This is a genomic window from Nocardiopsis sp. TNDT3, from assembly GCF_003427465.1.
Taxonomy (GTDB): Bacteria; Actinomycetota; Actinomycetes; order Streptosporangiales; family Streptosporangiaceae; genus Nocardiopsis; species Nocardiopsis dassonvillei.
On record NZ_QPFC01000339.1, the window covers coordinates 1 to 12,900 of the forward strand.

Below are 12,900 nucleotides of genomic sequence, written 5' to 3' on the forward strand. Positions count from 1 at the left end.
CCGTACGCCTCGCCCCCAGCCCCGGCGCGCCTCCCGGGCGACGGAGGGAAGCGGGGTTAGAACACGGCCAGGAGGAGGACGCCGGTTCGGGAGGGGGAGGCCCGGTTCGGCCGTCATGGCCGGCGGTGCGCCCAAAGCGCGCACACGTCCCGACCACGGGCGGAGACGACCGCTAAGCGGGTGTTGCCCGTATCCGCGCGGGGACCAACCCCTACCATCGCGGTACCCGAACGTCGTTCGTTGCTGAAAGGGGCGATCCACCGTGCGCCGTGTCGTCTGCCCGGGTTCCTTCGACCCGGTGACCTACGGTCATATCGACATCATCGGCCGGGCGGCCAAACAGTACGACGAGGTCGTCGCCGCCGTGCTCAACAACGTCAACAAGCGCGGCCTGTTCACGGTCCCGGAGAAGCTCGACATGCTCCGGGAGGGCGCCTCCGGGTTCGACAACGTCCGGGTCAGCGAGTTCGACGGCCTCCTCGTCGACTTCTGCCGGTCGAATGGCATCGAGACCATCGTCCGCAGCCTGCGCTCGGTCAGCGACTTCGACTACGAGCTCCAGATCGCCCAGATGAACTACCAGCTCTCCGGCGTGGAGACCGTGTTCATGACGGCGAACCCGCAGTACTCCTTCCTGTCCTCCAGCCTCGTGCGCGAGATCGCCCAGCACCGCGGGGACGTCTCCAGCCTGGTCACCCCCTACGTCCAGGAGCGCCTGCGCGAGAAGTACGAGCAGAAGAGGTCCGAGGGCCTCTGATCCGGGGCCTCCGGGCGCTCGGCTCCGCCGTCCTCCCCGCCACCGGGCCGGGGGCTGATTTGGGCGGCAGGGTACATGCTGGGTACAATCTCGGTTTGACCATGGGTACCGTCGGTTCTCGGCGTGCCCCGACACCGGCCGTGCCCGTCGCACGCGACGCCTCCCGCGCGTCCGGTGCTGCGCCCGCAATCCTCGTGAAAGCCCGATGACCCTGTCTCGCCTAGATCCTCGTGACCCGTTCGTGGTCGACACCCGCCAGCTGGGCCGCCAGCCGGGGTCGATGCGGACCGTCAACCGCATCGTGACCGTCCCCGAGGCGTTCGCCACGGCGATGGCGGCCGTGCCCGAGGGCAGCGAGGTCGAGTTGGACCTGCGCCTGGAGGCGGTGATGGAGGGAGTCCTCGTCACCGGCACCGCCCGCGGCCAGCTCACCGCGGAGTGCTCGCGTTGTCTGGACCCGATCTCGGAGGGCGTCGAGGCCGGATTCCAGGAGCTGTACCGGTACTCCCCCGACGACGAGGCGGCGGTGACGGGCGAGGACGCGGACGACGAGGATGAGGACTACTATCTGGAGGGCGATCTCCTCGACCTCGGACCCGTGGTCCGAGACGCCGTCGTGCTCGCGCTCCCGCTCACGCCGTTGTGCGGTCCGGACTGCCCCGGCCTGTGCTCCGAGTGCGGTGCCAAAATCGCCGAGGCCGGGCCCGACCACGGCCACGGCGACAACATCGACCCGCGTTGGGAGGCGCTCCGCGAGATCGCGGACGACCCCGGCGAACGATGAGCTCGTGCACCGATCGCGGACGGCCGCCCCCGGGCGCGCCCCCGCCGACCGGGGCACACCTTCCCCGCCACAGTGCGCGGGGTGACCGAGAGAAGCGACCTCCCGCGACCGCGCGGGGGTGACCCAGGAGGATTGAAGTGGCCGTCCCGAAGCGGAAGATGTCGCGGAGCAACACCCGGACCCGCCGTTCCCAGTGGAAGGCGTCGCGCCCGGTGCTGGTCAACTGCCCGCGCTGCCGCGACCCCAAGCAGCCCCACATCGCGTGCCCGACCTGCGGCACCTACAACAACCGCCAGGTCACCAACCCGGCCTAGGCGCGCCGTGGATCACATCGCTGGTCCTGCGCACCGCAGCCGAACGCGTCCGGCGGATGACGGGTCCGGGTTCTCGTACCCGGTTCCCCAGCCATCTCGGGGCGGATCCCGCACAGGGGTCCGCCCCGAAGTGCTGTCACCGGTCGGCGGGCGGTCTGAGCGGCCGTGCCCGTGCACGTGCTGAGTCACGTGCCCGTGCCCGTGCCTCCCCGCGTGCGCGGCGGGTGCCCGCGCCGGTGCGGGCGGTGTCCGCGCGGATTCGGACCCCTGTCCCCGTACTCCCCGAGCGCCGCCGTACGCGGGTTTGTAGAGTGATGTCGAGGAACAAAGCGTGATACACGACGAGCACCGGCGCGCGGGAGCGTGCGCGCGCCGCACGGCGGTCCGGGTTCTCCCGGGTTCCCGAGTTCGTGGTGGCTGCCGGGGGAGCGGAGCCTCCCGCGACGGTCACCTCGTTTTCGAGCACCCTGACGGAGCCGCGGGGGCCGCACCCGACTCCAGCCGTCCGCGCGTCGCAGCCCGGCGCGTACGAACAGGGAAGTGAACGAGTGGCCAACCAACTCCCCGTCTCCGAAGCCAAGGCGTTCCACCAGGCCATCGGCGTCGAAGTCGATCCGAAGATCCTGCTCAGGGCGCTGACCCACCGCTCCTACGCCTACGAGAAGGGCGGTCTGCCCACCAACGAGCGCCTGGAGTTCCTCGGGGACTCCGTGCTCGGCCTGGTGGTCACCGACACCCTCTTCCGCAAGCACCCCGACCTGCCCGAGGGGCAGCTCGCCAAGCTGCGCGCCGCCGTGGTCAACATGCGCGCCCTCGCCGACGTCGCCCGGGGGCTGGGCGTCGGCGCCTACATCCGGCTCGGCCGCGGTGAGGAGGGGACCGGGGGCCGCGACAAGTCCTCGATCCTCGCCGACACCCTGGAGGCCGTCATCGGCGCCGTCTACCTGGACCGCGGTCTGGACGTGGCCTCGGAGTTCGTGCACCGCCTCTTCGACCCGCTCATCGCCACCGCCTCCGGGCTGGGCGCGGGCCTGGACTGGAAGACCTCCCTCCAGGAGCTGACCGCGGCCGAGATGCTGGGCGTCCCCGAGTACCACGTGGACGAGAGCGGGCCCGACCACCAGAAGACCTTCCGCGCGACGGTCCGCGTCGCGGGGGAGAGCTACGGCCTGGGCGAGGGGCGCAGCAAGAAGGAGGCCGAGCAGCAGGCCGCCGAGTCCGCGTGGAAGGCCATCAAGGCCCGCTCCGAGGCCGCCGGCGCGGCCGGTGCCGTCTCCGGCGACGGGCAGGGGTGAGGCGGCCGTGCCCGAACTCCCCGAGGTCGAGGTCGTCCGGCGAGGCCTGGCCGAACACGCCCTGGGCCGCACGGTCGGCGCCGTCGAGGTCCTGCACCCCCGCGCGGTGCGCCGCTACCTGCCCGGTCCCGCCGACTTCGCCGCCCGCCTGTCGGGCCGCGTGCCCACCGCCGCGCGGCGCCGCGGCAAGTACCTGTGGCTCGTCCTGGACAACGGCGAGATGCTCCTCACCCACCTGGGCATGAGCGGGCAGATGCTGGTCCAGCCCGAGGGCAAGCCCGACGAGAGGCACCTGCGGGTGCGCCTGCCCCTGTCGGACGGCACCGAGCTGCGCTTCGTCGACCAGCGCACCTTCGGCCACCTGATGGTGGACGTGCCCGGGGTACGCGAGGACGTGCCCTCGTCGGTGGACCACATCGCCCTGGACCCGCTGGACCCCGACTTCGTCGCCGAGGACTTCGTGCGGGCGCTGCGGGCCCGGCGCACCGAGGTCAAGCGGGCTCTGCTGGACCAGTCGCTGATCAGCGGGGTGGGCAACATCTACGCGGACGAGGCGCTGTGGCGGTCCCGGCTGCACTGGGCGCGCTCCACGCGGGAGCTGTCCGACGCCGAGGCGGTGGAGCTGCTGGGCCACGTGGGCCAGGTGATGAACGAGGCCCTGGAGGTGGGCGGCACCACCTTCGACGGCCTGTACGTCAACGTCAACGGGGAGAGCGGCTACTTCGAGCGCGGGCTCAACGCCTACGGCCGCCGTGACCGCCCGTGCGGGCGGTGCGGCGCCCTGATCGTCCGCGAGGCGTTCATGAACCGCTCCTCCTACAGCTGTCCCACCTGCCAGCGGGCGCCCCGCGGCCGCGCATAAGGCCCCTTTGGCGTGTCGGCAAGCAAAGTATGTCTGCCAGGTAAGTAAGGAGTCCGTCCGTGGGGGACGAGGTCGAGGCCGTCCGGGTGACCGCGTGGGTGCGCGGGCACGTGCAGGGCGTGGGTTTCCGCTGGTGGACGCGGTCCAAGGCGCTGGAACTGGGTCTGGTCGGGGCGGCGACGAACCTGCGGGACGGCCGCGTCGAGGTGGTCGCCGAGGGCCCCAGGGACGCGTGCGAACGGCTTCTTGGCCATCTCAGGGGCGGTGCAACACCCGGTCGTGTGGACTCCGTGGTCGAACGTTGGTCCTCGTCTGGGGGGACGTTCACCGGATTCGACGAACGGTGAGTATGCTTGTGGGGTAACGCGATTCGAGCACACCGCGCGACCGCGGCGGTCCCCAGGGACTCGCGGCGGGACCTCGCGGGGTGTGAGGCGACCGTCGTGCGGCCAGTCCGCGCGTTCCGGCTGGACCCGGGGTGGCCGTGTTCGGATCGTGCGTTGCCACCTGCCCTGGATGCCTGTCCGGGGCGTGGCCGTTACTGACTGTCGTAATCCAATCTTGACCAGCGGCGCGCACAGTGAGACTCTGGAAGACACATCGCGCAGATCTTCCACCCGGGCCGGACCACCATCGGTCGGCTTTCCACGGGACATCACGTGCGCGGATCACCACTGGTCACTCAGTGTGGAGGACCCACATCATGGCGAAGGCTCTGTTTGGCCACGTCGGCGTCTCCGACCCCCGGATGGTCTCGGAGGTGCGGCGGCTCCGGAACCGGGTACGCGACCTTGAGGACGAGATCAGCCGTCTCCAGGCACAGAACGACCAGCTCAGCATGGCCGTCACCGATGCCGCCTCCGGCGCGACCGACCGCGAGCCGGCGCTCGCCTGACCTGACGACGTCGACGTTTCGGGCGCAGCCAGAGCTGCTCTTTCCGATGTGCTCGACCCACTGACGGGGACGCCGAACACGCGAGCCAGGCGTCCCTGGCCGAACCGTCGACGGACCGGGTCTGCTTGTCCCCAGTCCGCTTCGCCGCAGTCTTTCCTTTCCCTTGCGGCTCTTTTTACCGTTGTACCCGGCGGACCCTTTCGCAACCCTACGTGTCCGCCGGACATCCCCCCTCTTCCCCGCCCGGGCGCGGGCCCCAGGGCCGTCCGCCCGGGACACCAGCCCGAACCCCACCCTCAGGTCACCGCTTCGTGGCACCCTTAGGTGGTCGCGCTGTGTATCAACGGTGACCGTCGTGGGAGGTGTGGGTGTACCTGAAGAATCTGACGCTGCGCGGCTTCAAGTCGTTCGCGTCGGCCACCACCTTGCGTTTCGAGCCCGGGATCACCTGTGTGGTCGGTCCCAACGGCTCGGGCAAGTCCAACGTGGTGGACGCCCTGTCCTGGGTGATGGGGGAGCAGGGGGCCAAGTCCCTGCGCGGCGGCAAGATGGAGGACGTCATCTTCGCGGGCACCTCCACCCGCCAGGCGCTGGGCCGCGCCGAGGTCAGCCTCACCATCGACAACACCGACGGTGCGCTGCCCATCGACTACACCGAGGTCACCATCCGGCGGACCATGTTCCGCAACGGCGGCTCGGAGTACGCCATCAACGGCGACACCTGCCGTCTCCTGGACATCCAGGACCTGCTCAGCGACTCCGGCATCGGCCGTGAGATGCACGTCATCGTCGGCCAGGGGCAGCTGGACACCGTCCTGCACGCCGGTCCCGAGGAGCGCCGCGCCCTCATCGAGGAGGCCGCGGGCATCCTCAAGCACCGCAAGCGCAAAGAGAAGGCGATCCGCAAGCTCAACGCGATGCAGGGCAACCTGGACCGGGTCACCGACCTCACCGCGGAGCTGCGCCGCCAGCTCAAGCCCCTGGGCCGCCAGGCGGAGCTGGCCCGCAGGGCCGCCGTCATCCAGGCCGACCTGCGCGACGCCCGCCTGCGCCTGCTCGCCGACGACATCGTCACGCTCACCGGTCAGCTGGCCAAGGAGGAGGCGGACGAGAAGGAGGTCCTCGCCCGCCGCGGGGCCGCCGAGGCCGCCCTCACCCAGACCCAGGAGCGCGAGACCGAGCTGGAGGCGCAGGCCGCCGAGGCCGCGCCCGCCCTGGCCCGCGCCCTGGAGACCTACCACGCGCTGTCGCGCCTGACCGAGCGCCTGGACGCCGTGCGCGGCCTGGCCAACGAGCGCCACCGCAACCTGGCCTCCGTCTCCGACGAGCCCGTCCACCGCCGCGACCCCGAGGAACTGGAGATGGAGGCCGAGGAGGCCGCCGCCCAGGAGGAGGAGCTGCTCACCCGGCTGGAGGAGGCCCGCGAGGCCCTGGAGGCCACCGTCATCGAGCGCTCCGCCGCCGAGGACGCCCTGCACCGCGAGGAGAAGCGGCTGGAGGCCGCCAACCGCGCCTCCGCCGAGCGCAGGGAGGGCCTCGTGCGGCTGTCCGCGCGGGTGGAGAGCCTGCGCGGCCGACTGGCCTCGAACGGGGACGAGATCACCCGGCTGGAGGAGTCCGCCCGCCAGGCCGCCGAACGCGCGGAGCGGGCCCAGGCCGAGTACGAGATGGCCGCCGAGGAGGCGGCCGGTCTCGACGAGGGCGACGCCGAACTCGACGCCGCCCAGGAGGAGGCGGCCCGCCGCCTGTCCGAGGCCGACGCCGGGATCAACCGGCTGCGCGACGCCGAGCGCACCGCCGAGGGGGAGCGGGCCGCGCTCGCCGCGCGCAAGGAGGCTCTGGAGCTGGGGCTGGCGCACAAGGACGGCGCCGGCACCCTCCTGGGCGCCGACCTGCCGGGGATGCTCGGCAGCCTCGCCGCCCTCGTCCAGGTCGAGTCCGGTCAGGAGACCGCCGTGGCCGCGGCCTTCGGCACGGCCGCGGGAGCGGTCGCGGTCAGCGACCCCGACACCGCCGTGGCCGCGCTCGACCTGCTCCGGTCCGAGGACGCCGGCCGTGCCGGGATCGTCATCGCCCAGGCGGTCCCCGCGGTGCCCCGCGGGGAGTGGCCCGTGCTGCCCTCCGGGGTCCGCTACGCCCTCGACGCCGTCGTCGCCCCCGAACACCTGGCCGGAGCGGTCACCGCCCTGCTGGACCGCACCGCGCTGGCGGCCGACGCCCACGCCGCCCGCGACCTGGTCCGCAAGGTCCCCGGCGTGCGCGCCGTCACCCCCGAGGGGGACGTGTTCTCCGCCGCGCTGGTGCACGGCGGTTCGGCCGCCGCGCCGAGCCTGCTGGAGGTCCAGGCGGCCGTGGACGAGGCGGCCGGGAGGCTGGAGACGGCCACCGAGGCCGCCGGACGGATCGCCGCCGAGCTGGAGGAGCGCAGGCGCGAGCGCGCCGACCTGGCAGCCGAGGTCGAGGAGCTGACCGCGCGCCGCCGCCAGGGCGACCGCAGGCGCAACGAGTCCGCGCAGCGCTTGGGCAAGCTGGGCGGGCAGGCCCGTTCCGCCGAGGCCGAGTCCGAGCGGTACGCGGCCGCCGCCGCCAAGGCCGCCGCCGCGCGCGGCGAGGAGGCCGCCAAGCTGGAGCGGCTGGAGGAGGAGCTGGCCGAGGCCGAGGAGGTGGCCGCCTCCATCGAGGAGGACGCGCCCGACCCCGAGACCCGCGACGAGCTCGCCGCCCAGGCCTCGCGGGCCCGCGCCACGGAGATGGAGCGCCGCCTGTCGGTGCGCACCGCCGAGGAGCGCGCCCGCTCGATCGAGGGCCGCGCCGAGCGGTTGCGCGCCCAGGCCTTCGAGGAGCGCCGCGCCATGGAGCGCGCCGCCGAGCGCCGACGCACCCGCGCCGCGCAGGCCACCATCGCCGAGGCCGCCGCCGAGGGCGCCCGCCTGGCCCTGGAGCGGATCGCGGTGTCCCTGGCCGCGGCCGAGGCCGAGCGCACCGCCGCCGAGGCGGACAAGGAGGCGCGCGACGCCGAGCTGCGGACCGTGCGCGCCCGCGTCCGCGAGCTGTCCGTCGACCTGGAGAAGCTGACCAGTTCGGCGCACAGCGGCGAGGTGGCCCGGGCCGAGCGCCGCCTGCGCCTGGAGCAGCTGGAGGTCAGGGCGAGCGAGGAGATGGGCGTCGACGTGCCCACCCTCGTCGCCGAGTACGGGCCGAACGTGCCCGTGCCCCCTCCGGGCGACGCCGAGGAGGACGCGGTCCCGCTGCCGTACGTGCGCGAGGTGCAGGCCAAGCGGGCCAAGGCCGCCGAGCGCCAGCTCAACCAGCTGGGCAAGATCAACCCGCTCGCGCTGGAGGAGTTCGCGGCGCTGGAGGAGCGGCACGCCTTCCTCAACGCCCAGCTGGAGGACCTCAAGAAGACCCGCCGGGACCTGATGGACATCGTCCAGGAGGTCGACGCCCGGGTGCAGGAGGTGTTCTCCTCCGCCTACCTGGACGTGGAGCGGGAGTTCGCGGCGATCTTCGGGCGGCTCTTCCCCGGGGGCGAGGGGCGGCTGCTGCTCACCTCGCCCGAGGACATGCTGACCACCGGTGTGGAGGTGGAGGCCCGTCCGCCCGGCAAGAAGGTCAAGCGCCTGTCCCTGCTCTCCGGCGGCGAGCGCTCCCTGACCGCGGTGGCCTTCCTGGCCGCGATCTTCAAGGCCCGGCCGTCCCCGTTCTACGTGATGGACGAGGTCGAGGCGGCCCTGGACGACACCAACCTCCAGCGCCTGCTGGTGATCTTCGAGGAGCTGCGGGCCGCCTCGCAGCTGATCGTGATCACCCACCAGAAGCGCACCATGGAGGCGGCCGACGCGCTGTACGGCGTGACGATGCAGGGTGACGGCATCTCCCAGGTGATCAGCCAGAAGCTGGAGCGCCCCGCCTGACGCACGGCCGGGGCCGCCCTCCCGGAGGGGAGAGCGGCCCCGTGCCTTCTTCGGGCCTCCGCTTCGCTTTGGCCCGACCGTCGCCCGCCATCGCCCGCCGGGGGCGCTTCGCGCTGAGGCGGGCTACCACCCTCAACGGGCGCTGCGCGCGGTTTTTCCCTGTTCGGGCGTCCGAAGAACGGGAACCTTCGGATCCTCCGGTGTGACGGCTCGTTCCCCGCAGTCCCACCCACGAATCCTCCAGAACCCCGTGGACGCCCGAACCAGCCCCCTTGGGGAACCGGCCTGAGCGGAGCCCCGAGGGGTGCTGCTAGCCGCGGTCGATGGTGATGACCGGGGAGGTCCAGGTCTCCCAGTGGTCGGGGTTGTCCGGGTCGCCGAGCGCCTTGAGCGCGCGGGCCTCCAGGCGGTACTGGCCGTCCCGGACCGGGGTGATCCGGTCGTGGCGGTCCAGGACCGTGCCGTCCCACGCGTAGCTGAAGAACGACGTCCCGGTCGCGCTGCGGTTCACGTGGTCCACCGACACCCCGACGTTGCGGTCCGGGTGCACGGGGCGCCCGGTGCGCTCGTCGACGACGGTCATCTCCAGCAGCGTGACGTGGTGGTCGAAGTGCGCGATGACGTACGGGACGTCGGGCAGGCCGTCGACCCACTCCAGGGTGTAGGCGGCGCCCTCGGGCTGGTTCTCGAACGTGCCGCCGCCCTCGCCCACGCACTCCAGGCCGGAGAACGCGCCGCACTCGGTGATCCTGGTCAGCCACGGCAGTTCGAGCACGTTGCCGCTGCCGTCGGTGATCGGGGTCATGGCCTCGATCTGCTGGTAGTCGCCGTTGTAGGCGGCGTAGGGGACCCGGTAGGTCTCGCCGCCGGTCTCGGCCACGGAGACGTAGCCGCCGTAGATCATCTGCTGGAAGTCCTGGGCGGGCGGGGTGAAGGTCACCTGCACCTCGGCCGTGCCGCCCGGCGCGACGGTCACCTCGTCCCGGTCGAAGGCCACCTCGGCGGAGGCGTCGTTGTAACCGGGGGTGAAGGTGTTGCCGTGGGTGCCCAGAGCGCTCTCGTGGTCCAGGGTGTAGGTGGCCTCCTCGTCACCGTCGTTGACGATGGTGATCGTCTCGGTCACCTCGCCCTCGGTGGCGCCCAGGGACAGCTTGCCCGGGGTCACGGCGGTGGTGGCCAGCACGGCGCCGGGCACGTCCATCATGCCCGCGCCCTGGCGGTGGACGTTGTCGGTGTAGCCCGCGTCGGGGTCACCCCACCAGGCCTTGGGGTCGGCGCTGTTCTGGAGGACGTCGCGCACCTCGTGCGCGCCGAGGTCGGGGCGGGCCTCCAGCAGCAGCGCGACGCCGCCCGCCACGTGCGGCGAGGACATCGAGGTGCCGCTGATGGTGGCGTAGCCGCCCTTGGCCATGGGGTAGGTGGAGTTGATCAGGCCGCCGGGCGCGCCGATGTCCGGCTTCAGGGCCAGGTCGGGGGACAGGCCGAAGGAGCTGAAGGAGCTGATCAGCCCGCCGGTCGGGTTGGGGATGGTGGTGCTCTCACCGGTCCAGGACAGGGTGACGGGCTCGTCGCCCTCCAGGAGTTCCAGCAGGTGGGCGCCGGAGGTGTCGGAGATCCCGATGGAGAACGCGCCCTGGTCGACGATGCCGCCGCCCGCGAACATGCCGGGGACGTTGTTGTACATCACCACGCCGGTGGCGCCCGCGGCCACGGCCGCGTCGTACTTCTCGGCGAAGGTGCACGCGCCGCGCACCATCAGGGCTGTTCTGCCCTCGGGGTCGGCCTCCAGTTCGTCGCCCAGGGACGGGCAGCCGCGTCCGACGTGGACGAGTTCGTCGGTCTCGCCCGAGGCGGGCGGCGGGGAGGCCTCGCCCATCTCCATGTAGGCCAGGGTCTCGCCGCTGGGGTTGGCGGTCGCCGACGCGGACCGGATGTGGGTGTTGTCGTAGGAGGCGACGCCGATCACGTCCTCGCCCAGGCCGGGGGCGCCCGCGGAGTACAGGCCGGTGTCGCCCTCGTTGCCGATGGAGGCGACCACGACCATGCCCTCGTCGACCAGGTTGTCGGAGGCGACCGCGGTGGGGTACTGCGGCCAGGAGTGCGCCGAGCCGATGCTCATGTTGAGCACGTCCATGTCGTCGGCCAGGGCCCGCTCCATGGCGGCGATCATGATGTCGGAGGTGGTGGAGCCCTCGCAGCCGAACACCTTGTAGGCGCCGAAGTCCACGCCGGGCGCCACACCGGTGACCTCGCCCCGGGCGCCGACGATCCCGGCCACGTGGGTGCCGTGGCCGTGGCAGTCCTGGGGGTCGTCGTCGGGGGCGGGCACGGTGGTGGGGTCACCCGCGTTGAAGTCGTCGCCGACGAAGTCGTACCCGGTGACCACCCTGTCGTTCGGGAAGCCGCCGCCGCCCAGGTCGGGGTGGGTGTAGTCGACGCCGGTGTCCATGACTGCCACGCGCAGTCCCTCGCCGGTGAGGCCGAGTTCGTTCTGGGCGATGTCGGACCCGGTCATCGGCAGCGCGGTGTCCAGGTCGGGGACGCTGGTGTCGCCCTCGGGGACCTCGTAGGTGACGACGGGGTAGATGGCGCTGACACCGGGGATCTCCCGTGCCGTGCCCACCTGCGCGTCGTCCATCTCCACGGAGAAGCCGTTCCAGAGGTCGCCGAACGAGTGCCGTTCGGTGTACTCCAGGCCCGACTCCTCGGCCTCGGCGCGGAACGCCTCGTGCTCGTTCTCGACCTGTGCCGAGGAGGTGCCGGCGGTGGTCGGGGGGCTCTCCAGTTCGATGAACCACAGGCCGTCCGCCTGGTGGGTCAGTTCGCCGTTCTCGGCGGAGGGGGCGGGGTGCAGGGGGGCGAGCTCGGAGGCGTCGTCGGCGCTGGCCGGTGCGGCCGCGACCAGGCCCGCGACGAGTGTCAACCCGGCGAGCGACGCCAGGCGCGTGCGGTGGGGTACCACCTTGTCAACACATCCCTTCTCGGTGCGCGCCTCAGGACACCGGGGGAGCGGGGGTACCCCACTGGGTAAGGCTGTGGTGCTCAGGGGGATACGCCGCTTAATGTCCGTCATCGGTTAGTCGGCGCGCATAGCAACGAGATCATTGCCGTGCGCCATGAAAGTGTCAATGCTCACCAAGGCTCAATCTGGACACACAGGGGCCTGAACCATCCCTCTGCTTTGCAGAAGTAATCAAAACCGGCATTCTTCTCTTTTTTCGCGAAAGCAATAAAAGATGCGAAAAAGGGTGGTCCGTTACCGTGCGGCGCCTTCCCTGCCGCCCTCGGTGAAGAGGCGCGGCCCCGCCGGAGAAAGCGCAGGCCAGAGTAGCCGTCGGGGTGACCGCGGGGGCATGCGGCGGGCCGAGTACGCTGGGGGTTCCGGGCCGCCCGCGGGCGGCCCGAACGGTGTCGACGGAGCGAAGTCCGGTGGCGCGGCCACAACCGGCCGTCCAACCCGGCGCTGTCCCGCAACTGTGAGGCCCCCTCGGGGGACGAGCCAGGTCGCCTCCCCGACACCGACGTCCCCGTCCTCGTGGGAAGGACAGGCCGCCTCCGTCGGGACCGCGCAGCTCCTTCCCCCCGCCCGACAAGGAGCACCGTGCGGACCGCACGCCACCTTTCCCCCGTCCTTCTCGGCGCCGTGCTCGCCCTGACCGCCTGCGGTGCACCGGACGGCGGCGAGCCCGAGGCCGAGCCCGCCACCGAGGCCGCCTCCGTCCCCTGCGGGCCCCCGGAGCCCGACCCCGAGCGCCTCTCCGTGGGCGACGGCACCTTCCCCGTCACCGTCACCGACGCCACCGGCGAGGTCACCGTCGAGGAGGCCCCCGAGCGGATCGTCTCCCTGTCGGCCAGCCACACCGAGATGCTCTTCGCCATCGGCGCGGGCGACCGGGTCGAGGCCGCCGACGAGTACTCCGACTACCCGGAGGAGGCCCCCACCACCTCGCTGAGCGGCTTCGAACCCAGCGTGGAGGCCATCACCGAGTACGACCCCGACCTGGTCCTGCTCGCCCGCAGCGCCGAGGCGACCGCCGCCCAGCTGGAGGACGTCGGCATCCCGTCGCTGGTCCTGGACG

At 72.1% G+C, this 12,900-nt stretch carries 10 protein-coding genes; 9 read left to right on the forward strand and 1 reads right to left on the reverse strand.

Translation table 11 applies throughout. From position 1 onward, the window contains the following. The first annotated feature begins 262 nt into the window (after positions 1-262). The 8 genes from coaD (at position 263) to smc (ending at position 8,821) form a co-directional block, all read left to right on the forward strand. A complete protein-coding gene (coaD, locus tag DQW06_RS09150; RefSeq protein WP_013151266.1) occupies positions 263-757 on the forward strand; it encodes a pantetheine-phosphate adenylyltransferase in 495 nt (164 codons plus the stop codon). A gap of 205 nt (positions 758-962) precedes the next feature. Next, positions 963-1,541, forward strand: a complete 579-nt coding sequence (locus DQW06_RS09155) for a DUF177 domain-containing protein (protein ID WP_117198289.1) — start codon at positions 963-965, stop codon at positions 1,539-1,541. A 137-nt stretch (positions 1,542-1,678) separates the two neighbouring features. Continuing rightward, a complete protein-coding gene (gene rpmF / locus DQW06_RS09160; RefSeq protein ID WP_013151268.1) occupies positions 1,679-1,855 on the forward strand; it encodes a 50S ribosomal protein L32 in 177 nt (58 codons plus the stop codon). A 548-nt stretch (positions 1,856-2,403) separates the two neighbouring features. Further along, on the forward strand, positions 2,404-3,150 hold the full coding sequence (gene rnc / locus DQW06_RS09165) for a ribonuclease III (RefSeq protein ID WP_013151269.1): 747 nt from the start codon (positions 2,404-2,406) through the stop codon (positions 3,148-3,150). A 7-nt stretch (positions 3,151-3,157) separates the two neighbouring features. Continuing rightward, entirely contained in the window at positions 3,158-4,012 is an 855-nt protein-coding gene (gene mutM / locus DQW06_RS09170) for a bifunctional DNA-formamidopyrimidine glycosylase/DNA-(apurinic or apyrimidinic site) lyase (protein WP_013151270.1), read from the forward strand. Between the two features lie 59 nt (positions 4,013-4,071). After that, positions 4,072-4,359 (forward strand): acylphosphatase, encoded by a 288-nt coding sequence (locus tag DQW06_RS09175; protein WP_013151271.1) that lies wholly within the window; start codon positions 4,072-4,074, stop codon positions 4,357-4,359. A 356-nt stretch (positions 4,360-4,715) separates the two neighbouring features. After that, the gene (locus tag DQW06_RS09180) at positions 4,716-4,907 is read left to right on the forward strand and encodes a hypothetical protein (RefSeq protein WP_013151272.1); all 192 of its coding nucleotides are present in this window, start codon (positions 4,716-4,718) and stop codon (positions 4,905-4,907) included. 368 nt (positions 4,908-5,275) lie between these two features. Next, positions 5,276-8,821, forward strand: a complete 3,546-nt coding sequence (gene smc / locus DQW06_RS09185) for a chromosome segregation protein SMC (protein WP_117198291.1) — start codon at positions 5,276-5,278, stop codon at positions 8,819-8,821. A gap of 310 nt (positions 8,822-9,131) precedes the next feature. On the opposite strand, the gene DQW06_RS09190 is transcribed toward smc, so the two are convergent. After that, entirely contained in the window at positions 9,132-11,783 is a 2,652-nt protein-coding gene (locus DQW06_RS09190) for a S8 family serine peptidase (protein ID WP_117198290.1), read from the reverse strand. Between the two features lie 639 nt (positions 11,784-12,422). Here DQW06_RS09190 and DQW06_RS09195 point away from each other — a divergent pair. Continuing rightward, a partial coding sequence (locus tag DQW06_RS09195; RefSeq protein WP_157983385.1) for an ABC transporter substrate-binding protein occupies positions 12,423-12,900 on the forward strand: 478 nt, incomplete at its 3' end.

Bases quoted from the DNA above. Each gene is read 5' to 3' on its own strand.
- DQW06_RS09155 (WP_117198289.1), top strand. From the start codon at position 963: ATGACCCTGTCTCGCCTAGATCCTCGTGACCCGTTCGTGGTCGACACC.
- DQW06_RS09180 (WP_013151272.1), top strand. From the start codon at position 4,716: ATGGCGAAGGCTCTGTTTGGCCACGTCGGCGTCTCCGACCCCCGGATG.